The sequence below is a fragment of the Paenibacillus sp. MT86 genome (assembly GCF_058792535.1).
Genome location: NZ_CM179499.1, coordinates 782095 through 805098, shown reverse-complemented (window position 1 = coordinate 805098; position 23004 = coordinate 782095). Strand labels below are relative to the sequence as shown.

Here is a 23004-nt window from a genome sequence, read left to right as displayed (position 1 = left end):
ATTGTTACACGAAGTTTAACCCCGTAAGTTCCTCGAAACATGGTTATTTACATCTCTGTTGAAGTGCAAATTCCTATTTTATGACCCTAAAAGTATGAGTTTTATGGAACGGTTTTCTGATTCACACTGGAGCGGTCATCGGAGCCGCAAGGACGAAAGAGAGGCAGGGCTTTTGTCGTTTTAGAAGCAAAGATTCTTGAAGAAACTTCAAATACGGAACCGACTGTGCAGCCGTAAAGGCGCCAGGGGTTAAATTTTATAAGCGCTATTAAGCGCACAATGAAGGACTCGGCCTTTGCCGGGTCCTTTTTCCATGGATGCGCCGCCATTTCGATTCTTCGAATCCCAAAAGACCAGTGACAGCCGCCTAAACGGCTGCATATGATACCGGAGACGATCAGTATTCGGAAGGAGCGTGCAGTTTTGAAGAAAAAGAAAAAAAACTCGTCAACATCTTCTAACCAACCCTTCAGAGTTGACCCTAGTACCAGGGAACTCGACCTGTTGGGGCGGGGTAATGGACGCAGTCCTGAAAAAGAAAAAGAAAAAGAAAAAGAAACAGAACAAGATAAAGAAGCCCGCATTCTTTCAACATTACCCCTCGCGGATCCGGAAGAGGATCTCATCGGCATTTTCGAATTAAGGCAGCAAGAAAGAGAAGAAGTCATCAAACCCGTAATATTAGACGAAGCTATTTCTGTATCAACAGAGGTTACTGCATTCTCTGATGCCGTGCCGGTAAATTCCGACTCCGCCGCGGCAGCAACTGACTCCACAGCATTATCTTCTACGGATTCCGTGACACTGTCTTCTGCAGATTCCGTGACACTGTCTTCTGCAGATTCTTCCATGACACTGTCTTCTGACGATTTGACGCTATCTTCCGATCCTCTGCCGAACACGGAAATCGAGCCGGAGCAGTTGATTCTTGAAAAGGAAATGCCAGAAATTAAGGGAGCATTTATATTTACAGAGGACATAGGTGAATATGCCATAACCGAGAACCGGATCGCCTCCAAGTCGGTTACGGCTTCCAAGCTTGCTCGTGGAGCGGTCGGTCCCGAAGCGCTGCAAGACTATAGCGTTTCCAGCCTTCATCTTGCAGACGAAGCCGTGACCTCAAGCAAAATTGCTCCATTGTCGGTCACGGGCGAGCATCTCATGGATGGAATCTTATCGACGCGCAAATTCAGGGACGGCTCGGTCAACGCAAGCAAAATCAAGGATGGCAGCATAACCACCCAAAAGCTGGCGGACCATGCCGTTGAAGGGAAGAAAATAGCCGACGGAGCTATTACAGCAAGGCACCTCGAGCAGCTGCTCGTATCGACGGAGCTGCTGGACGACCAATCTGTCATTGGAGAAAAAATCGCATCAAGCGCCGTAGAAACCCGGCATATATCCAATGAGGCGATTCACACTTCCAAGCTTGCCGACAATGCCGTCACGTCATCCAAAATCCGCGATGGCGCCATCACCGGAAACAAAATAGCGGATAGCGCCGTAGACGGCTCCCATATACAGCAGAAATCCATTAACAGCGACCATATCGTCAGCAGGGCCGTGACATCGGAGCATATTGCCAAGGGAAGCATCGGCCCCGACCAAATTGCTGTTAGAGGCATTGGCGCCGACCATATTCAGAATGGATCGCTGGGCGCCCGCCATCTGGAAGACGGTGCCATAGGGCCTGATCAGATTCAGCCTGGTTCCATCGGTCCCGAACAGATCGACGTCAGCGCCGTGTCCACCCGGCACTTGAGCGATTCCAGTATAACGAGCTCCAAACTTGCCGATCAGTCAGTCCATACAGCCAAACTGGTCGAGCAGGCTGTTACGGCCTCAAAAATTGCTGATCAGAGTGTTCTCCCGAGTAAGATTGCCAATGAAGCTGTACAAACCCGTCATTTGGCTAAAGGGGCCGTAGAATCATCCCAAATCGCTTCGGAGGCTGTTCAAGCCCGGCATCTCTCTCAAGATGCAGTGAAAGCAAAACATATCGCAATCGGCAGCATCTTGCCACAGCACTTTGCTCCTGAAAGCGTGCTCGGTGCGGCAATCCATTCCAGAACGATTGGAGAGCAGCACATGGCGGACCGTTCCATCGCGAGACAGCATCTTCAGCGAGAATCGGTTGGGGAAGAACAGCTTGCACCCGAAAGTGTAACGGGCAGCAAGCTGGCGTTGGGCTCGGTTGGCGGCAGCATCATTAGGCAGAGTGGCGTGACTTCCAGCAATATCGCAAGCCAATCCATTCTGCAGCAGCATCTGGCTGCAGACAGCGTCGGAGCACATGCCATACAAGACGGGGCGATCCAATCATCGCATTTGACCAACGGCTCGGTTGCCAGCTGCCATTTACAGACCGAGAGCGTAGGAACAGAAGCGCTTGGACGCGGAGCGGTAACGAGCGACAAAATTGCCGAAGGCAGCGTAATCGAATCTTCCATCGGCGAAGGGGTTATTGCACCTCGGCATCTGGCAGACCATGCTGTAACGTCCCTGAAACTGTCGCCGGAAAGCGTGTCGACCGACAAGCTGGTGGATCTTTCCGTTACGTCGTCCAAACTTGCCGAAGGCAGCATCACTGGTGACAAAATAGCATCCCAAGCCATTCGTTCCACCCACCTGTCAACCCATTCCGTCGCCAAGGAAGCCATTCAGAATGGAGCCGTTACCTCAGACAAAATTGCCCAGCAGTCGGTTGAGGGAGTGCATCTTGGACTGGAATCCATCTTGGGCAAACATATCACCCAGGAAGCCATCCACGGCTACCATTTGAAAAAGAAATCCATCACGCTAAACCATTTGGCTGACGAGAGCCGATCGCCCGATATGCTGTTTGCCGACGGAAGCATTCCAGGAGCGAAGCTTGAATCGCAATCGATTACGGAAGACCACCTTACCCCTTCATCTGTGTCGGGGACCGTATTGAAAACAAACGCCGTTAGCGGAGAAAAAATCAAACCGCTCTCCATCTCGGCAGTGCATCTGCAAGAAGCGAGCGTCCTTTCGGACCATCTTGGTTTGGAAGTGGTCAAATCACAGCATATTGAGGATATCGCTGTAACCGATCGGCATATTGCGTCAGGCTCGATCAGCGCAAAGCATATCCAGAACGAAAGCATTGAATCGTCGCACATCGAGAACGGTGCCGTTCTTTCCGAGCATATTGCCGGAGAATCGATCCATGGAAACCATCTCAGTGAAGGGGCTGTGGCATCCAAGCATATAGAATTATTCTCTATTCAAAGTCACCATCTCGCCCCTTACTCCGTCAACATGGCCCATCTGGCGGATCAGTCTGTCGGCCATGTCCACTTGCAACCGGATAGTGTGGGAGTCGATCAGCTGCAGCCTGGGTCCGTCAAATCAAGACAATTGGCAGAAGGTGCCGTGCTTCCCCATCATTTGCAGACGCACAGCATCACCACGAAGCATATTGAAGCCGGTGCGATTACAACGGAGCTTATTCAGGATCACGGGGTTACGGGAGCAAAAATTGCTCATGGAACGATCACCGGCTCAAACATTGCGGCAGGTTCTCTGAACGGCTCGAAAATAGCCGAGGGCTCTATTGAAAGCCGGCATCTCGGTCCGGACGCCTTTGATAACTTCAACCTGGCTAACGGCTCCGTTACGGGGAGCCAAATCGCCAAGGAAACCATCACGGGTGCGAACATTGCGGCTGGTGCTTTGAACGGGTCCCAGATTGCCAAGGGCTCTATCGAAAGCAAGCACCTCGCTCCGGACGCTTTTGATAACTTCACTTTAGCCGAAAACTCTGTAACAGGAAGTCAAATTGCTGGGGGAACCATCACCGGCGCGAACATCGCCGACGGCTCCTTAGACGGATCGCAGATTGCCGAAGGCTCCATCGAGAGCAAGCACCTCGCACCGGATGCTTTCGACAACTTCACCTTAGGAAAGGGTTCTGTTACGGGAAGTCAAATTGCTGAAGGTACCATCACTGGCGCGAACGTCGCCGATGGCTCCTTGAACGGGGCGCAGATTGCCGAGGGCTCCATCGAAAGCAAGCACCTTGGACCCGACGCTTTTGCTAACTTCACCCTGGCCGGCGGATCTGTATCCGGAAGACAAATCGCTAAGGGAACCATCACGGGCGCGAACGTCGCCGACGGCTCACTGAACGGGGAGCAGATTGCAGAAGGATCCATTGAGAGCAAACACCTTGCACCAAATGCTTTTGACGACTTCATTCTGGCCGAGGGCTCTGTTTCAGGAAATCAAATCGCTGAAGGGACTATCACCGGCGCAAACGTGGCCGAGGGATCCTTGAACGGTTCCCTGATCGCCGAGGGATCCATTGAGAGCAAACACCTTGCACCAAATGCTTTTGACAACTTCATTCTGGCCGAGGGCTCTGTTTCAGGAGGCCAAATCGCTGAAGGGACCATCACCGGCGCGAACGTGGCCGAGGGATCTTTGAACGGTTCCCTGATCGCCGAGGGATCCATTGAGAGTAAACACCTCGCACCGGATGCCTTTGATAACTTCACCTTGGCTGACGGCTCTGTTACAGGAAGCCAGATCGCTGAAGGGACCATCACTGGCGCGAACGTGGCCGACGGCTCCTTGAACGGCTCCCAGATTGCAGAGGGCTCCATCGAAAGCAAGCACCTTGCATCGGATGCCTTTGATAACTTCACCTTGGCCGAGGGTTCAGTAACAGGTAGCCAAATCGCTGAAGGGACCATCACCGGCGCGAACGTCGCCGACGGATCACTGAACGGGGAGCAGATTGCCGAGGGCTCCATCGAAAGCAAGCACCTCGGACCCGATGCCTTTGATAACTTCACCTTGGCTGACGGCTCTGTTACAGGAAGCCAGATCGCTGAAGGGACCATCACTGGAGCGAACGTGGCCGACGGCTCCTTGAACGGCTCCCTGATTGCAGAGGGCTCCATCGAAAGCAAGCACCTTGCATCGGATGCCTTTGATAACTTCACCTTGGCCGAGGGTTCAGTAACAGGTAGCCAAATCGCTGAAGGGACCATCACCGGCGCGAACGTGGCCGACGGCTCCTTGAACGGCTCCCTGATTGCAGAAGGTTCCATTGAGAGTAAACACCTCGCACCGGATGCCTTTGATAACTTTACTCTGGCTGACGGCTCTGTTATAGGAAGCCAGATCGCTGAAGGGACCATCACCGTCGCAAACGTGGCCGAGGGATCTTTGAACGGTTCCCTGATTGCAGAGGGTTCCATCGAGAGTAAACACCTCGCACCGGATGCCTTTGATAACTTCACCCTGGCTGACGGCTCTGTTACAGGAAGCCAAATCGCTGAAGGGACTATCACTGGCGCGAATGTGGCCGAGGGGTCCTTGAACGGCTCCCAGATTGCAGAGGGCTCCATCGAGAGCCGGCACCTTGGACCGGATGCCTTTGATAACTTTACCCTGGCCGACGGATCTGTTACCGGAAGCCAAATTGCTGAAGGCACTATCACCGGCGCGAACGTGGCCGAGGGCTCACTGAACGGGGCGCAGATTGCCGAAGGCTCTATTGAGAGCAAACACCTTGGACCGGATGCCTTCGATAACTTCACCCTGGCTGACGGCTCAGTTACGGGAAGCCAGATCGCTGAAGGGACCATCACCGGCGCGAACGTGGCCGAGGGGTCTTTGAACGGTTCTCTGATTGCAGAAGGTTCCATTGAGAGTAAACACCTCGCACCGGATGCCTTTGATAACTTCACCCTGGCTGACGGCTCTGTTACTGGAAGCCAAATCGCTGAAGGGACTATCACTGGCGCGAACGTGGCCGACGGGTCCTTGAATGGCTCACAAATCGCTGAGGGATCCATCGAGAGTAAACACCTTGGACCGGATGCTTTTGATAACTTCACCTTGGCCGAGGGGTCTGTTACCGGAAGCCAAATTGCTGAAGGCACTATCACTGGCGCGAACGTGGCCGAGGGGTCCTTGAACGGCTCCCAGATTGCAGAGGGCTCCATCGAGAGTAAACACCTTGCACCGGATGCCTTTAATAACTTCACCTTGGCCGAGGGGTCCATTGAGAGTAAACACCTCGCACCGGATGCCTTTGATAACTTTACCCTGGCTGACGGCTCTGTTACAGGAAGCCAAATCGCTGAAGGTACTATCACCGGCGCGAACGTGGCTGAGGGATCTTTGAACGGTTCCCTGATCGCCGAAGGATCCATCGAGAGTAAACACCTTGGACCGGATGCCTTTAATAACTTCACCTTGGCCGAGGGGTCCATTGAGAGTAAACACCTTGCACCGGATGCCTTTGATAACTTCACCTTGGCCGAAGGGTCCATTGAGAGCAAACACCTTGCACCGGATGCCTTTGATAACTTCACCTTGGCCGAGGGATCCATCGAGAGCCGGCACCTTGGACCGGATGCCTTTAATAACTTTACCCTGGCTAACGGCTCTGTTACAGGAAGTCATATCGCTAAAGGTACTATCACCGGCGCGAACGTGGCTGAGGGATCTTTGAACGGTTCCCTGATCGCCGAAGGATCCATCGAGAGCCGGCACCTTGGACCGGATGCCTTTGATAACTTTACCCTGGCTGACGGCTCTGTTACAGGAAGCCAAATCGCTGAAGGTGCTATCACTGGCGCGAACGTGGCCGAGGGGTCCTTGAACGGTTCCCTGATCGCCGAAGGTTCCATCGAGAGTAAACACCTTGGACCGGATGCTTTTGATAACTTCACCTTGGCCGAGGGGTCTGTTGAGAGCAAACATCTCGCTCCGGGTGCCTTTGATGACTTCACCCTGGCTGACGGTTCTGTTACAGGAAGCCAAATCGCTGAAGGGACTATCACTGGCGCGAACGTGGCCGAGGGATCTTTGAACGGTTCCCTGATCGCCGAAGGTTCCATTGAGAGTAAACACCTTGGACCGGATGCTTTTAATAACTTCACCTTGGCCGAGGGCTCTGTTACCGGAAACCAAATCGCTGACGGGACCATCGAGAGAAGACATCTTAGACCGGACGCTTTTGATACCTTTACACTCGCTGACGGCAGCATTGACGGCGACAAATTAGGCAAGTCGGCTGTCGCTAGCGTTCATATTTCCGACGGGGCTGTTACCGGCCAGCAATTGGCTGAATCAGCAGTCACTGCACAGCATCTGGCCTTCACGCCGGTGCGCAGCTCAAGCGGGAAGCCGAAACTTCAGCAATTTGGAATGACCCCCTTTGTATTGACAGGGGCCGGCACTCAGACCGAGGTAACCGTCCTATTCGATGAACCTTATGCCGGCATTAATTATGTTATCGTGGGGATGAGCAACAATCCTGGTTTCCAGATCTCCCTGAAATCCCAGCGCGAGGATGCAGCAGTTCTGGAAGTGATCCGCCAGCCGAATTGCAGCCTTTCCTACGGCTTCGTGTCCTGGATTGCCCTTGGCCCTTCACTATAACCAGAATATCAAGCCCAAAAGCGGCTCTCCTATAGCGATAGGAGAGCCGCTTACACGTTATTCATGCCATCGTCATTCTAATGAATCGCATACTCTACCAGCCTATGTTTCCGCAGGAAAAGGGCGTGGATTGTTTCAAATACGGCTTACGAAATTAAAGCCTTGCATAAGGATATGGATGAAACGCCTGTTCATAACGCGAGTCCCCGTAGTATTCAAAAATAAAAAAGACGAGCTTAACGCTCGCCTTTTTTATTTTCGAAATTGTCTGCATGTATGAAACTTGCAGTCATCAAGTCCGGCGGGAGGATGAACCTATATGCCAATTATACCGCGCGTCCTCCTCCTTGTGCTGCGCTTTCCCCTGCCCCCGGCCACCTCGTTCGTATGATTGCAGCGTAACAGCCCGAGATGAACAACACCGCAGCTGCAATGATATACGTAGTCCGGACGCCGTATTCGTCGGTGATGAACCCGAACAGCAGCGTGGATAGGCCAAATACCAGCGAAACCATCGCGCTTTGAGCCGCATACACCTTCGGCAACAGATGAACGGATACGCTTCGCTGCAGAGTGGTCTGCAGCGAGACGGATTTCAGCTGTTCAAAAACGCCGAAGCCTGCCGAGAACATAAGGGCCAGCCAAGGCACCGAGGTCAATCCAAAACCGAGCGTCATCAGACTGATGCCGAAGGAAGAGCAGATGACGAACTTGCGAATATTGCGGTCGATCAGCTCCGCGCCTCTCATTCCGAACAGTCCGCCCAGCATGAGTCCCAGGAAAAAGCTTGCGTTGATATATCCCCACCACGCCTCCTCCCTGTGGAGCACATCAGCCACGTACACGTAGATGATCGCTGCGATCCAGATCACGCCTGCCATCGTCTCCAATACATAAATCACATGAATCGCCCGAAGGGAAGGCTGCTTCCAAATGAGCGCCCAGCCTTCTTGAATGGAGCGCCCTTTCGAAACGCGCGTCTTCTCTTTCGGTTCCGGGGCGGCTTCATGCCGATCCTCTATAAGTTTCATGAAGACTGCCGCTGCCAGGGACAGCGCAAAGGTCAGTCCTATCACGCTGCTTCCGCCCATGACTGCGACCAGCAATCCCCCAACGGCCCAGCCTCCCAGTTGGATCATCTGATCCACGATGGCAACAAAGCTGTTCGCTTTCGTTAACTCGGCGGCATCCACCAGACGCGGCAGCATGGCATGGCTGGCAGGTGCAGCCCAGCCATCGAGCAAGGAGATGAGAAATACGAATCCGAGAATCGCATAAACCGTCGCCTCCTGCTCTCCCAGTGCATAGCAGGTTACCATCAACAGGAACAGCACGGCCGTTTTTCCGATCTGAGACGAAACAAGCAGCGACTTGAGGCTGTACTTGTCCATTAAAACGGGCGCAAAGCTCCCGCTGATAAACCGGGCCGTCGTCGTAACGAAAGGGATCATGGCCATCAACATGGCAGATCCCGTAATCCCATGGATCATAGCCATCAGGCCGACAATGTAAAATAAATCGCCGCTATTGGCGAGCGCCTGGCCTATCCAGAGATATCGAAAGGATTTCCGTTTCATCTTTCTACCCCAATTCTGTATTTAGTTGTGCGGGTTGGGTAGAAAAACCTACATGTTCTGGCCTCCGTTCATTTCATATGACTCATATAGTAACATCCTTCATGTCTTCTGTTAAGCTGCTCGGTATTTTTCAATCCCTCCTCATTTCAGCCTTGGATTCGCACAGACGGCGTAACCGGCCTGGTATATCCCTCCATTCGTCTATTTTTTATCCCGGACTAAAACTATTTGGCCCTCTCCACGGTCTAATGATCAGTCAAGCGCACTCAAGTACTTGAGTTGATCCCATCAATCCGGCCAATGAATGAACAGATCAACGAATTCGTGCCATGACATGTATACTAGTGCTAGTAGTTAGGAGTGAGTGAACTGAGAGCGAAAGAATCGAAGCAACAACAGTTCAGTGAACATATCGAGAAATGCAAGAACAAGTTATACCGGGTGGCCTATTGCTATGTCAAAAACGAGCAGGAGGCACTGGACATCGTCTCGGAAGCGACCTATAAGGGATACCTCGCTTATGAGCGGATAAACGCGCCGCAGTATTTTGATTCTTGGATGACCCGGATCGTCATTAACGCTGCCATCGACCATCTCGGTCGCAAGAAGCGGTTTACCTATATGGAAGACCAGGCCCAGGACTACGCGGCTGCAGAGCATGCGGTCCCGCTGGAGGAGAAAATGGATCTGTACGATGCGCTGGACAAACTGCCGCCGGAGGAGAAAACCTACATGATTTTGAAGTTTTTTGAGGACCTGCGCTTTAGGGAAATGGCGGATGTGCTGTCATTGTCCGAGAACACCGTCAAAACCAGGTTTTATCGCATTATCGGAAAATTGAAATCTTATTTAATCGAGGGAGAGGTCGATAGCCTATGACAGGAAAAGAACGCTACGAACACATTGAAATCCCCGCTCAGTTAACAGGCGTTATAGATGCTGCGCAGAAAAAGGCGGCCACCCGTAAACGATCCAGACGCATGATGAGGTATTCTTCCGTTGTTGCAGCGGCCGTCGCCCTGCTCTTCGTGGTCAATATCCCAACGGTAGCCAATGCCTTATCCAAAGTACCCGTGGTGGGCAGCATCGTTCAGGTGCTGCAATTCGGGGGCGGCGGCGAGCGGACCGACGGCGTTACCGTAGGAACGGAAGCTTCCGAGGATGTATTCAAGATTCATTTTGATCAGGAAGGCGAGTCCGTTTCCAGCGTGCCTGCCTATACCGTCGACCATAGAGATGCCCCGAACCGCCTTATTTTCACGTTTAACGGGGTTCGAAATTTTGACTATGATACCATCAAGAAAGACATGCTGGCACTTCCGCTGGTGAAGGATGTTTATGAAAATGTGATTCTGGACGATTCGGCCATGCGTTTTGTCGTTGAGCTGAAGGACGGCGTGAAGCATTCCGTATCGGAATATAAAGATCCCGGCTATTTGGAGCTGAAGCTTACTTCCACCGGCGAGCCGGTAACTCCGCGCAAAGTCTTCTATATCCGCAGTGAGACGATGCCGCAAGGGGAATCCCTGGCCATTCTTGAAGAGATTTACTTGGAAGACGACGTGACCTTCATTAAGGCGGCCGGCGGGGACTTCATCGCGGTCATCGGCGGATTCGACACCCGCGAGGCTGCCGAGCAGAAGCTCGGCGAAATTTCGTCGCGCGAGACCTACGGCGATGATCTTCGCATCGACAGCTGGATGAGCAATGTGCGCCCGGACTAACCGGCAACACATGAAAAAAGCACCGCTCCGACAAGTGTTGGGGCGGTGCTTTTCGATGATCACATTATCAGGTTCGGTTGTACCGCCAGCTCCGGAAGCAGCTCTTCCTGCCGCAAAGAAACGTTATGCGTTTTGATGAGGATAGATCATGACTTTGACGCTGGTGTCCTTTTGCGTGCGGGCAAGCTCCACGGCTTCCTCGATCTGATCCAAAGAAAACTGGTGGGTGATGATGTCCCGTATGCGGCTGCCCTTGTTCTGCAGCATCTGAATAGCGGCCGGATACGTATTCGCATAGCGGAACACACCGTATACATCCAGCTCGGCGTCAACCAAAGCGCCGATATCCACCGGAATGGCATCCTTTGCAGGCAAGCCTACAAACACGATGCGGCCCCCGCGGTTCACATAACCGATGGAATCCGCGATGGCCCCGGCATTGCCCGATGTTTCGATGATGAGATCGATTCCCTTGCCGCCCGTAAGTTCGACCAATCGCTGGGGCACGGATTCGTCCATGGGATTGATCACGCCGGAGGCCCCCATCTGAAGGGCCAGATTGCGCCGGTAATCCACGACGTCGCTGCCGAATACCTGTGAGGCTCCGGACATTTTGGCTGCCTCCATGGCAAGCAGGCCGATCGGGCCCAAACCGAGCACCAGCACCCGGTCCTCCGGCCGGATACGCCCGCGGCGTACGGCATGAAGGCCAACGGACAGCGGCTCAAGCAATGCGCCCTCCTCAAAGGACATTTCATCCGGCAGCCGGAACAGAAAGTCGCTGCGAACCGCAACGTATTCGGCCCAGGCACCGTCAACCGGAGGAGTCGCCATGAACACCACGTCCGGGCACAGGTTGTAGCGTCCGCTTTTGCAATAGGCGCATCGCCCGCACGTAACGCCCGGCTCCACGGCTACGCGGTCACCGACGGAGACATTTGTCACCTTCTCCCCCGTTTTCACAACGACTCCAGCCAGCTCATGTCCCAGAATCAACGGCTCCTTCACCTCATACCTTCCGATCCGTCCATGCTCATAATAATGCACGTCCGAACCGCAGATGCCGATGCAATACACCTTAATCAAGGCTTCATCCGGCTTCGGCTCCGGAATGGGCACCTGCTTCACCCCAATGGATAAAGGACGATCAAGAACGGCGGCAGACATCAAATTAGGCTGCGACAAGCTGCATTCACCTCTCATTTCAAGAAATCGCTTACCCACTTAGTTTACACGATAAACTATCGCTTCATAAGGGTTTAAGGTGAATTGGCCGAAACTCCGGTCCGACCGCTCGTAATTGGTGAGCACCACTTCCGGATGACGGCCGCTCCATTCCGCTGGAAACTGAAACTCCGGCGTCCTGCCGTAAAAGTTCAATACGATCAGATATACCTCGTTCCCTAATGATCTGGAATAAGCGAAGATCTCCGGATGCTCCTCCAGCACGGCTTCGTATTTTCCGTAGATCAGCGCCTCGGTGGACTTGCGCAGACGGATCAAGGCCTTATAGTAATTCAGAATGGAATCCGGATCGGCCAGTTGATGCTCCACGTTGATCTCATGATAATTCGGATTGGACCGAATCCACGGCACGACGGATGAGAAACCGCCATAAAGCGTGTCATCCCACTGCATCGGCGTTCTTGCATTGTCCCGGGCCCGGTACGCGATTCTGCGCATCGTCTCGGACACGTCTTTTCCGTCCAACAGCCGCTCGCGGTAATAATTGTAGATCTCCACGTCCCGATAATCGCTCAGCTCCGGAAACTCGACATTCGTCATCCCGATTTCCTGCCCCTGGTAAATGAACGGCGTCCCTTGCATCAGCATAAAAAAAGTAGCCAGCATCTTGGCCGATTCCTTATGATAGTGGACCGGATCGCCAAAACGGGATACGGAGCGCGGCTGATCATGGTTCTCCATATAGAGAGCGTTCCAGCCTGTCCCTTCCAGGCCCGTCTGCCATTTATGCATGATCTGCTTCAATTCGGCCAAGTCCCAGACGGCGTAATCCCAGCGCCCTTCGAGTCCGAAATCGAGATTGACGTGCTCAAATTGAAAAATCATGTTCAGCGCCCCGTTCTCCTCCCCGATCCAGCGGTCTGCTTCGGAGATTGGAATGCCGCTGGCTTCGCCCACCGTCATAATGTCATAATCGGCGAACGCTTCGCGTTTGAATTGCTGAAGAAATTCATGGATTCCCGCGATATTCCGGTGACCGGGATTTGAATCGACATATCGAAGGTTGTTTGGATTCGGCATGTCGGGCAAACCCGGCAGCTTCTTAATATGGGTGATCGCGTCCACGCGAAAGCCGTCGATCCCTTTATCCAGCCACCAGCGGATCATCCGCACCAGCTCTTCCCGGACCGCCGGATTCTCCATATTTAGATCAGGCTGCTTTTTCGAATAGAGATGGAGATAATATTGACCCGTTAATTCGTCGTATTCCCAAGCGGAACCGGTGAACACCGATTCCCAATTGTTCGGCTCGGCCCCGTCCCTCGGGTCCCGCCAGATGTAATAATCCCGCCTCGGATTCGTTCGGGAGGAGCGGGCTTCCATAAACCACGGATGTTCATCCGAGGTATGATTAAGCACCAGATCCATGATAAGGCGCATGCCGCGCTTATGGATTTCGGCCAGCAGCCGGTCGAAGTCGGCCATCGAGCCGAATTCCGTCATAATATCCTGATAATCGCTGATATCATAGCCGTTGTCGTTATTGGAGGATCGATAGATAGGGCATACCCATATGACGTCAATCCCGAGATCCTTCAAATAATCCAGACGGGATATCACCCCTTGCAGATCCCCGATGCCGTCTTCATTCGAATCCATGAAACTGCGCGGATAGATCTCATACGCAACGGCTTCTTTCCACCATGCTTTCCGCATTGCCTGATCCCCCGTTTACAATCAAAATGCTGCCCATCGCGGTATACGGACATTAGTCGTTTATACATTCTTATGAACCGACTCCTGCCTAAGCCGCAGTCTGTGGCAGCATACAGTATTGCCGTTTAAACGATCATATAAGCCTGATAACCATAGAATGGCCATGCCGCGGGGATATGCGGCACAGCCATTCTAAGTCTATCCTCTCACGTATTTACCGGTCAGGGAGTGTTCCGCCGCGATCAGTTCGGCGGGCGTTCCTTCGAATATGACCCTCCCTCCCCTGCTGCCGCCTTCGGGCCCGAGATCGATGATCCAGTCCGCCTGACGGATCACGTCCAGATTGTGCTCGATCACGATCACCGAGCTGCCGTTATCGACGAGCCGATTCATCATGTCCAGCAGATGCCCGACATCCGACATATGCAGCCCCGTCGTCGGCTCGTCCATGACGTAAATCTGCCCCTGCTTGTGCAGCTCGCTGGCCAGCTTGATGCGCTGGCTTTCGCCCCCGGACAGGGTGCTCAGCGGCTGTCCGAGGGTCAGATAGTGCAGGCCCACGTCATGCAATGCTTCCAGCCGCCGCTTGATTTCTTTTTTCTCGAAAAAATCCAGCGCCTGCAGCACCGTCATGTCCAGCACCTCGGTGATCATTTTTCCATGGAGCTTGTACTGGAGCACATCATCCTTAAAACGTCTGCCGTCACAGGTATCGCACGGCGACTTGATGCCTTCCATGAAAGCCAGGTCCGTATAGATGAAACCGAGCCCGTGGCAGTCGGGGCAGGCCCCTTTGGAATTGAAGCTGAACAGGGACGGACTCTGGCCGTTCGCCTTGGCGAACATGCTCCGGATGTCATCCATGATCCCCGTGTAGGTGGCAGGGTTGGAACGGATCGAGGCGCTGACGGCAGACTGGTCGATGACAACAGCCTCGGGATGCTGGGACAGGAAGGCATGGTGAATGAGCGAGCTCTTTCCTGATCCCGCTACGCCCGTGACCACGGTCAATACGCCTACCGGGATATCCACCGTCACATTGTTCAGGTTATGATGATTCGCATCGGCAATGCGCATATGCCCTGTAGGTACGCGAAACTGTTCCTTCATCGGCATCCACCGCTTCATATACCGCCCGGTTAAGGTGGAAGCTTGGTCGCACAGCTGCTCGACCGTCCCTTCAAAGACAATTTCCCCTCCCCGGGTACCGGCATTCGGCCCCACATCCACCACATGATCGGCAATTTCAATCACGTCACGGTCATGCTCCACGACCAGCACGGTGTTACCCTTGTCGCGAAGCTTCCTCAGCATGCCGTTCAGACGGTGAACATCCCGCGGATGCAAGCCCACGCTCGGCTCATCAAAAACATACATCATGTCCGTCAGGCTGCTGCCCAGATGCCGGACCATCTTGACCCGCTGCGACTCGCCTCCGGAGAGCGTGGTCGTCTCCCGGTTCAGCGTCAGGTAATCCAGTCCCATATCCATCAAATGCTGCAGCCGCTCCGCTAAGCTGGCTACCATGCCGGCAGCGATCGGCTCCTTGATATCCAGGATGAACGCTTTTAGGTCCCCGATCTCCATGGCCGCACACTCGGCGATGTTGAATCCGTTGATCCTGCAGCTTAACGCAGCTTGGCTGAGCCGTGTCCCCTGGCATAACGGGCATGTGCCGTGCGTAATGAAATTTTTCACGTGATTGAAGGTTCGTTCGGACAATTCGCTGCTGTCTCGCTGAATATACAGGCGGTTAAACTTCAGCACGAGGCCTTCGAAGTCGGACTGCACCGGTCCGCCTTTGGACGGGAACGTCACTTTTCCCTCCTTGCCGTACAGGAAGAGATCCCATTCCGCTTCGGAATAATCGGCCAGCTTCTTGTCGTTATCAAAGAAACCGGACATGGTGTAGTTCTTCATATACCAGCTGTCCACCGAGAAAATCGGAAACCGGACCGCTCCCTCATTCAAGGATTTGGTCATATCCAGCAGCTTCGTCAGATCCAGCTCCACCTTCTTCCCGATTCCCTGGCATTCCGGACACATGCCCTGCGGATCGTTAAAAGAAAACGCATTAGAATAACCTACGAATGGCTGCCCCACCCTCGAAAACAGCAGTCGAAGAACGGCGTACAGATCGGTGATCGTGCCGAGCGTGGAACGCGAGTTCCCTCCCAGCCGCTTCTGGTCGATGACGATGGCGGTCGACAAATTTTCGAGCGAGTCCACGTCCGGGCGGCTATGCCGGGGAAGCCGGTTCCGGACAAAAGCGGTGAACGTCTCGTTCAGCAATCGCTGGGCCTCGGAACTGATGGTATCAAACACGATGGACGATTTGCCCGAGCCGGATACGCCGGTAAAGACGGTGATTTTTCGTTTTGGAATTTGGAGCGAAACATTCTTTAGATTATTCTCCCTGGCACCGCGAATGCGGATATATTCTTGCGGCATGGCCGTTCCTCCTTTGTGCCCTGTAGTGCTCCTATTATAAAAGGGCATTCATGACATGTACTGTCATAATGAAGGAATGCTGCTATGATTCCGGTCGAACCCGCGCCGGGAAAATATCAGAAGGGTTGCCGACCTATTAATGTTATACTTAATTTATAATGAGTCAGGGGAAGGGAATGCAACATCCTTCCATTTTTGATTTTGGTTTGCCAATATGCATCCTGTCCATTACAATTTACGGAACATCATCTTTCGAAGATTTCATGATTACAGGAGAGTAATGACGATATGAGCAAAAAAATAGTCGCCATCGATATGGATGATACGATCTGCCATCTGATTCCCAAAGCCATCCATTATCACAATTTGCAGTACAAGGATCCCCAGCTTACGCTCGATCAGATTACCGATTACAACCTGCACCAAATCTGGCATCCTGAATGCTCGGAAGAATTTTTCTTCGGAAAGCCCGGTTTGTATGAAGAGCTCGAACTATTTGACGAATATACGATTGACGAGGTTCACAGAATGACACATGATTATGATGTCATTGTCGTTACCGCAGCCCGCCCATCCTCGGTGCCCGAGAAATGGAGATGGCTGCAGAGGCATATGCCTTTTATTCCCTTCGAGAATTTTTTCGTGGCCAAGCGCAAGGATTTGGTGGAGTTTGACCTTCTGATTGACGATGGTCCCCATAATGCGATTGCTGCGAGAAAAGCCGGAAAACAGACCATCCTGATTCCGCGCCCATGGAATGCGCATATTCAGCATGAATTTATTCTGAAGGATTCCTGGAAGGGAATGAACGAGTTAGTAGACCGCATGTTATCCGATTCTAATCATCAAGGGGAAATGAAATGAATATAGACCGCAATAGCCGGTACCTGTCGCAAGACATCCATTTTTTCGCTGCCGCGCTTTCGGAAACGCTGGTTTCCGTGTGGGAGGAAGACCCCGCAAGCGTATACGTGGAGATCGAGCGAGGTTACATTGAATGCTACACGCCGGATGTCGTCCGCATCCGCAACGAAGAAACAGGTTATTTGACGCACTACAGCCGTGATACCGCGATGTTTCAGCGGATGTAAAATACGATAAGAGCCGCTTCCCTTGCCGGGAGGCGGCTCTTTTTATTGCCCGATTTACCTTTTTTGCCAAGTTCACCTTTTAGCTGACAAGACAAGAAACAGGGTTGCGAGCGGGCCTAATAACAGTGACAGCAGAAACCAGTTTAATCCCGTTCTGTTCTTTCCTTGGGCCAGCCCGGCATTGATCAGCGCCAGCGTTCCCCATCCCACGTAAAATTCGTTATTCATCGTATCCCCTCCGAACCGCATTCTATCTGGCTTAATACGTATGGCGGAATGAATCGTTGCAGGATATGCGCAAAAAGAGCAAGGAATGCTCCCTGCCCTGCGTGGTTATGAAAATCATGGCACATTCGCTTAAAATGCCGCGATGCGCGGCTCCGGGAAGAAGCCGAAGCTTCCCAGCGTCGGGACGATGCTCACGCTTGCTCCAATTCCCTTAACAGCTGAAATATCTGTCCCCTGTGATGGGACTCATGCTCAATCAGATGATAGATGACCCATTCGGGCGTCACATCGTACGCCTCCAGTCGTCTGGGTCTTCTCCAGTCCGAAAGGTCCATGCCTCGGAAATGGGCAACCAGTTCCTGACGAACCATGTACATACGGTGGAGATGCTCAGCGAGCGGCTGATCCAGCACTTCGGAAAGACGGTTATCCTCCGTACGGTGATCCCAGGGGAAACCTGCCTTTATTTTCGGGTCCCAATCGGATTCAAGCACCTCGACGTACAGCCAGTCCGCTTCGATTAAGGCAATATGGTATAGCAGTGAACCGATGGATTGCCGGCCGGCCGCCTTATGATTCAGATGCTCATATGGGATCCCGGCCAGCCGTTTCAATATCGTCCGCCGCACGTCCTCAAGTCCCCATATCCAGCGGCCGATCTCCGGCTCAAACCCAGGCAGCGCCTCAACGGTCAACGTTTTCCTTTGCAAGTCTTTCACGCTCCCTCTCATGATCTCATGCACTCTAGGATAACAGGCGGGAGACGCAGGCTACAAGGTAACGTTCGGTTTAGACCAAATTGATCCTGGGGCCCATTGCAGCCGTTCTTACTTCTTTCTGGTCGCAATCGCCTCTGCCGTTTGTTTAACGGCCTGATGCCCGAATACGGCGAACGCTCCCGCAAGGATGCCTTGGATGATATTCTCCACGCTCCAGCCGATCAAGCCGGTTGTCAACAGGATGGATACGACCATAACCACATATACGATGCTCCAATTCGGAACCTTAGGCGTTTGCTTCAGCACGTATCCGATCACCCAACAAGCGGCAACGACCATAAACAGCCGCGGATCGATCAGTTGAAAAATGACGCTCCATTCCATGACAAACCCACCCTTTCCATTCATTTTCTACATCCTATTCCTAGAGCCTATCGATCGGCTTGTACTTATATCCTTATTCCCGCAGGCAAAATAATAGAATCTGCCGATGGAATTCATGATAGGTTCATGGATGGGCAGACGAAGCGCCAATCGCGTATTTCCGGGTGGAGGGAATACAAGAAGGTATTCTTTGAAGTGGCGTTGAAACTAAAGGTCATTGCCTGCCGCTTCAATGATCCCGCAGATCCAATCGGTCAACCGCCGATCCTTCTCTTCCTGACTGCAGTCCGTTGGAAAGGCAAGGTAGTGCTGATGCTCGGGAATCCGGGGTATCCCCTTCTTCATGACGGCATCCGCCCTGGTATCATTTTGGTATTCTATAAAACGAAGATCCCTTCCGTCCAATGTCTGATAGGCATAACAGCTGTACTCGATTTCGTCGATGACGGTCCAGTGATGTCCCTGCCTCCTGGGATTGCACAACACATGCGTGCCCTTCAGCTTGTTCAATGAGTACAGAAAGCCTTGCAGCTGGGCTTCCGTTATGTGGTAGTCATCCAAGTAATACCGCTGCGAGACTCTGTCCGCATTCGTGTCGATGATCTGATAGTTTAGAATAAACGCAGCCCCTTTGCGCAGCACCGGATCGAAGTAATCCTTCTGTATCCGCCCCTTATGACGGGAAAGGCGATCTGACACCAGATCATCCATGTTGCTATGGTCCAGGTTATGACCGAAAGTGATCAAGAACTTGCGATTCTTCATGCAGAACTCTCCCTTATATGACCGATATAATTCCAGTATATTCCACCCATTATTATACAAAAAAAGGCAGCCTCCTCACCAACGGAAGCTGCCTTACTCTTAAACCTGTTCAAACATCCCCAATTCCAAACCACATTGAATGTTATACCTTGCTAACCTCGGCTTCATCCGCTACCGCGGCCTCGGTCTCGGTCGTGGACTGACCCTGCCATAACAGCTGCATCTCTTCGCTCGTAGCGAGCAGCTCCGCCAAGCTTCCCTCCGCTTCGACCCGTCCATCCTTCATGACGATGATATGATCGGCCTTGGACAGAGCCGCCCTGCGGTGCGATACTGCAATGCAGGTGACGTCACGCTCCTTGAACATTCCCTCCCATACCAGCTGCTCCGTCTCCACGTCCAGCGCGCTGGACAGATCGTCGAAAATGTACAGATCAGCGCCGGTCATCAGCATGCGCGCCGTGGCCGCGCGCTGGATCTGTCCCCCCGACAGCATGACGCCTCTCGGGCCGACAAACGTCTCCAGCCCTTGATCCAGATTCTCGATGTCCTTCTCCATGACGGCCAGCCGGACGGCCCGTTCCAGCGCTTCCTCGGCCCGCTCTTTCTTCCCTTGCACGATGTTCTCTCTCAAAGGATCGCTGAACAGCCTTGGAACCTGCGGGGTATAAGCCGCCCGAGGGGGCATCAGGAAGGTAGCCGGATCGACTTCTTCCCCGTTCCAGCGAATCGTGCCCGCCTTCTTGGGCAGCAGCCCCAGCAGGGTCCGGACAAGCGTCGATTTCCCGGCCCCGATTCGGCCGGTCACCACCAGAAACTTGCCGCGCTCCAGGCGGAAGTTGATATTCGATATCCCATTCTCCGAATTCGGATAATGATAGGATAAATTCTTTACCTCCAGCTCCTTGAGCTTCTCCCCCGGCTCCCTGCGAATGAGAGGCAGTTCCGGAGGATCTTCGTTCAGATACGTTTCCCTCGCCTCAATAATCCGGTCCTCCTCGCCGGGGCGGAACAGCGAGCGCATACGGTCAAAGGAAACCTTCAGCCGTTTGTGCTGGAACACCATATATCCGAACAAGGAAATGCTGAACCCGATATTGGCCAGGTACGTCGTAAACAACGCAAAATCCCCGACGGTAAAATGCCCCGCCTGCATTTCGGCTGCGCACATCAACAGGATCAGCCCCGTACAAATGCTCAGCACATGCTGGTTCAGGGACCGCATCCATTGTTTGAACAGATTATCCTTCAGCGCTGCCTGCCGGCGGTCCTCATTCAGCTTCGTGAAGCGTTCATGGACATGATCTTCGGCCTGCCCGAGCTTCAAGGCTTGAACCGCGCCGAAGGTTTCGGCAATGAAGCTGGTGATGCGCCCCGTAGCTTCCCGGTTCTTCAGGCCGTAACGCCGTGCGCGGTTGCCGGATAAATTGTTCAGGAGCGTGACCACCACGAGCGGCAGCACGGCCACCAGCATGATTTTCCAGTTAATGCTTGCCATGATGACAACGGATACGAGCGCAAAAACAAGACGTCCCCAAAAATCCACCCAGGACTCCACGTATTCCACAACTTCTTCCACGTCATCGCGGAAGCGACTCATCGCCTCCCCTGGAGAAGCCGGCAAATTCCGTCCCGGCCAGCGCATGATCCCCGCCAGCATGTTGGTGCGCAAGATAGCCTGGATATGATAAATATACGTTACCCATTGATAGAAGGCTGCAAAGAACGTCCCCACCCGCGCGACCCTTACAACGGCAATAAAAATCAAAGGAACGGCCAGCCATACATAATCCGTGGAATTCGATGTGGCCCGGTCGAAAAACCACTGCATTCCGAGCCCGATCAATAACGGCAGCGAATGAAAGATGCACCACAATAAACCGTTGATTAAAAATAATGAGGGCCTAAATCGAAACAGCCGCCCTATAAAACCCGTGATGGTCACGCCAGCTCCTCCTCTCTGCCTGTGCTCAGCAGTCTCGCATAATGCGATGCTGGATCTAACGCAAGTGCTTCCCGTGCGCCGAATTCCAGAATTCGTCCGTCACCCAGCACCATGATTTTATCCACCTGCTCCAGGGTAGCCAGCCGATGCGCGATGATGATGCCCGTACAACTGCTCATCAGCTGATCGACGGCTGCCTGCAGCATGGTCTCCGTTGCGGCGTCCAAGCGGGAAGAGGGTTCATCCAGAATCACCAGGCTCGGCTGCGTCAAAAATACCCGGGTTAACGCAAACAGCTGCGCTTCCCCGGCGGACAACGAGGCCCCGCCTGTGGTCAGATGCGTATCCAGACCTTCCGGCTGCGCATCGATCCACTGCCGAAGCCCGAGACGCTCCGTCGTTTCCAGGATGAATTCGTCCGACACGCCGTGATCGAACAGCGTCAGGTTGTCGCGCAGCGAGCCGTCGAACAGCTGCACATCCTGCGTAACCATCCCCACCCGGCGGTAAAGCGCCGGCAGCTTCAGCTTCGTGATATCCGTGCCTCCGACGCGGATGACCCCGCTGTCGATGTTATACAGCCGAAGCAGAATACGGCTGAGACTCGACTTCCCGCTGCCGGTACGTCCGATGATCCCCAGGCGTTCACCCGGCTTCACTTCGAAGTTAATGTCCTTTAATACCGGTTTATCCGCGTTGTAACTGAAGTTGACGCCCTCAAACTCCAAACCGAGCGCTCCTTCAGGCAGCTCTTCCTGCTCCCCGTCCACGATCTCGCTCTTGTTGGACAGCAGCTCTCTGGAGCGCAGCATGCCGGATTTCGCTTTCTGGAACTCCTGCACTTGGTCGCCCAGCATCTCGATCGGATCGTTTAACATCTGCGTATATTGATAGATCAGGAACAGGGTTCCCAGCGTAATTTCATCGATCAAATAATAGCGTACCCCCAGTAACAGGACTGCGGTAACCGCTAGGGCAAACAGGATCACCGTGGTGTTCCAGGGTACGACGCGGAGCATCCAGGCTTTTCTCCCCTTCAGGAACACGCTGCGCATCAAGCGGTGAAACCGATTCATGACGTACGGCACGTTGCCGTTCGCCTGAACATCCTCGATGCCGGCGATGCGTTCCTCAATCAATCCGAACAGCGAAGCGCTGGCTTCCCGTTCGTTCTTGGAGGAATTGACGCCCATATTCCGGATGAACACCATGAACAGAATGGACAGCAGCGTGAACACCGTCATCACGATCGCGATGGGCAAATTGACCGTAAACATGAATCCCAATATGCCGGCAAGCAGCACGAAGCTGCCGATCACCTGCACGATGAACATCGCAAAGAAATTCGAGATATTCGTCACGTCTCCGTCAATCCGCTCAATCATCTCGCCGGGCGTTTTCACATTATGAAACCGCATATCCAGCCGTAAGCAATGCTTCAAGAGATCGCCGCGGAGCCGGTTCGTCGCGCGCCATGAAATATCATTCCCCAGATAACTGACAGCTACGGTAATCAGCTGGTTCAACACAGCCACGACCAGGAATAATCCCGCAAGCTGGATCAGCGTGGCTATCACGCCTCCGCCGGCTGCCGTGTCGATAAAGCGTTTGACAATCTGCGGATTCAGCAGCTGCAAGCCGGTCGACGTCAGCAGCATGGCCAGCAGCAGGATCAGCCGTCCTTTTACCGGCTTCAAATACCGCAGCAGCCATGACATGGATACCTTTTCTTTTTTGGGCACAGTGCCCACCCCCATATGCAAGCAAGTATGTACGGACCGTCATCCCCCAAACACA

16 protein-coding genes are annotated in these 23004 nt (G+C 53.2%); 5 read left to right on the top strand and 11 right to left on the bottom strand.

The window, feature by feature from the left end:
* Positions 1-101 precede the first annotated feature (101 nt).
* Positions 102-851, bottom strand: a complete 750-nt coding sequence (locus AC3RCL_RS03460; protein ID WP_492534583.1) for a hypothetical protein — start codon at positions 849-851, stop codon at positions 102-104.
* Here AC3RCL_RS03460 and AC3RCL_RS03455 point away from each other — a divergent pair.
* Positions 850-7422: a WIAG-tail domain gene (locus AC3RCL_RS03455; RefSeq protein ID WP_492534582.1), complete on the top strand. Its 6573-nt coding sequence runs from the start codon at positions 850-852 to the stop codon at positions 7420-7422. The two genes, AC3RCL_RS03460 and AC3RCL_RS03455, sit on opposite strands and share 2 nt — an antisense overlap.
* Before the next feature lie 326 nt (positions 7423-7748).
* On the opposite strand, the gene AC3RCL_RS03450 is transcribed toward AC3RCL_RS03455, so the two are convergent.
* Positions 7749-8999, bottom strand: coding sequence for an MFS transporter (locus tag AC3RCL_RS03450; RefSeq protein WP_492534581.1), 1251 nt, complete (start codon positions 8997-8999; stop codon positions 7749-7751).
* Between the two features lie 360 nt (positions 9000-9359).
* Between AC3RCL_RS03450 and AC3RCL_RS03445 the strand changes: the two genes are divergently transcribed.
* On the top strand, positions 9360-9878 hold the full coding sequence (locus AC3RCL_RS03445) for a sigma-70 family RNA polymerase sigma factor (RefSeq protein WP_492534580.1): 519 nt from the start codon (positions 9360-9362) through the stop codon (positions 9876-9878).
* Entirely contained in the window at positions 9875-10723 is an 849-nt protein-coding gene (locus tag AC3RCL_RS03440) for a DUF4179 domain-containing protein (RefSeq protein WP_492534579.1), read from the top strand. The genes AC3RCL_RS03445 and AC3RCL_RS03440 overlap by 4 nt, the downstream gene beginning before the upstream one ends.
* Before the next feature lie 123 nt (positions 10724-10846).
* Here the strand turns inward: AC3RCL_RS03440 and AC3RCL_RS03435 are convergent, their stop codons facing one another.
* The 3 genes from AC3RCL_RS03435 to AC3RCL_RS03425 all read right to left on the bottom strand — a co-directional run bounded on the left by AC3RCL_RS03435 (position 10847) and on the right by AC3RCL_RS03425 (position 16075).
* Entirely contained in the window at positions 10847-11908 is a 1062-nt protein-coding gene (locus AC3RCL_RS03435; protein WP_492534578.1) for an NAD(P)-dependent alcohol dehydrogenase, read from the bottom strand.
* A 39-nt stretch (positions 11909-11947) separates the two neighbouring features.
* Entirely contained in the window at positions 11948-13624 is a 1677-nt protein-coding gene (locus tag AC3RCL_RS03430; RefSeq protein ID WP_492534577.1) for a glycoside hydrolase family 13 protein, read from the bottom strand.
* 198 nt (positions 13625-13822) lie between these two features.
* On the bottom strand, positions 13823-16075 hold the full coding sequence (locus AC3RCL_RS03425; protein ID WP_492534576.1) for an ATP-binding cassette domain-containing protein: 2253 nt from the start codon (positions 16073-16075) through the stop codon (positions 13823-13825).
* A gap of 288 nt (positions 16076-16363) precedes the next feature.
* On the opposite strand from AC3RCL_RS03425, the gene AC3RCL_RS03420 reads away from it, so the two are divergent.
* On the top strand, positions 16364-16939 hold the full coding sequence (locus AC3RCL_RS03420) for a 5' nucleotidase, NT5C type (RefSeq protein WP_012818875.1): 576 nt from the start codon (positions 16364-16366) through the stop codon (positions 16937-16939).
* Positions 16936-17166 (top strand): hypothetical protein, encoded by a 231-nt coding sequence (locus AC3RCL_RS03415; protein ID WP_009591802.1) that lies wholly within the window; start codon positions 16936-16938, stop codon positions 17164-17166. Before AC3RCL_RS03420 ends, AC3RCL_RS03415 begins: the two co-directional genes overlap by 4 nt.
* Positions 17167-17238: 72 nt before the next feature.
* Here the strand turns inward: AC3RCL_RS03415 and AC3RCL_RS03410 are convergent, their stop codons facing one another.
* The 6 genes from AC3RCL_RS03410 to AC3RCL_RS03385 form a co-directional block, all read right to left on the bottom strand.
* Entirely contained in the window at positions 17239-17394 is a 156-nt protein-coding gene (locus AC3RCL_RS03410; RefSeq protein WP_006208027.1) for a hypothetical protein, read from the bottom strand.
* Positions 17395-17585: 191 nt separating this feature from the next.
* Complete coding sequence (locus AC3RCL_RS03405) at positions 17586-18113, bottom strand: DinB family protein (protein WP_492534575.1); 528 nt, start codon at positions 18111-18113, stop codon at positions 17586-17588.
* A 108-nt stretch (positions 18114-18221) separates the two neighbouring features.
* Positions 18222-18521 (bottom strand): phage holin family protein, encoded by a 300-nt coding sequence (locus AC3RCL_RS03400; protein WP_009591821.1) that lies wholly within the window; start codon positions 18519-18521, stop codon positions 18222-18224.
* Positions 18522-18704: 183 nt separating this feature from the next.
* Entirely contained in the window at positions 18705-19262 is a 558-nt protein-coding gene (locus AC3RCL_RS03395) for a hypothetical protein (RefSeq protein ID WP_036664962.1), read from the bottom strand.
* 142 nt (positions 19263-19404) lie between these two features.
* Positions 19405-21207, bottom strand: a complete 1803-nt coding sequence (locus tag AC3RCL_RS03390) for an ABC transporter ATP-binding protein (protein ID WP_492534574.1) — start codon at positions 21205-21207, stop codon at positions 19405-19407.
* Positions 21204-22949: an ABC transporter ATP-binding protein gene (locus AC3RCL_RS03385; RefSeq protein WP_036664595.1), complete on the bottom strand. Its 1746-nt coding sequence runs from the start codon at positions 22947-22949 to the stop codon at positions 21204-21206. Before AC3RCL_RS03385 ends, AC3RCL_RS03390 begins: the two co-directional genes overlap by 4 nt.
* Positions 22950-23004 lie beyond the last annotated feature (55 nt).

Coding starts and splice junctions, on each gene's coding strand:
- AC3RCL_RS03455 (WP_492534582.1), top strand. CDS start 850: ATGACACTGTCTTCTGACGATTTGACGCTATCTTCCGATCCTCTGCCG.
- AC3RCL_RS03460 (WP_492534583.1), bottom strand. CDS start 851: ATGGAAGAATCTGCAGAAGACAGTGTCACGGAATCTGCAGAAGACAGT.
- AC3RCL_RS03450 (WP_492534581.1), bottom strand. CDS start 8,999: ATGAAACGGAAATCCTTTCGATATCTCTGGATAGGCCAGGCGCTCGCC.
- AC3RCL_RS03440 (WP_492534579.1), top strand. CDS start 9,875: ATGACAGGAAAAGAACGCTACGAACACATTGAAATCCCCGCTCAGTTA.
- AC3RCL_RS03430 (WP_492534577.1), bottom strand. CDS start 13,624: ATGCGGAAAGCATGGTGGAAAGAAGCCGTTGCGTATGAGATCTATCCG.
- AC3RCL_RS03425 (WP_492534576.1), bottom strand. CDS start 16,075: ATGCCGCAAGAATATATCCGCATTCGCGGTGCCAGGGAGAATAATCTA.
- AC3RCL_RS03420 (WP_012818875.1), top strand. CDS start 16,364: ATGAGCAAAAAAATAGTCGCCATCGATATGGATGATACGATCTGCCAT.
- AC3RCL_RS03415 (WP_009591802.1), top strand. CDS start 16,936: ATGAATATAGACCGCAATAGCCGGTACCTGTCGCAAGACATCCATTTT.
- AC3RCL_RS03410 (WP_006208027.1), bottom strand. CDS start 17,394: ATGAATAACGAATTTTACGTGGGATGGGGAACGCTGGCGCTGATCAAT.
- AC3RCL_RS03400 (WP_009591821.1), bottom strand. CDS start 18,521: ATGAATGGAAAGGGTGGGTTTGTCATGGAATGGAGCGTCATTTTTCAA.
- AC3RCL_RS03395 (WP_036664962.1), bottom strand. CDS start 19,262: ATGAAGAATCGCAAGTTCTTGATCACTTTCGGTCATAACCTGGACCAT.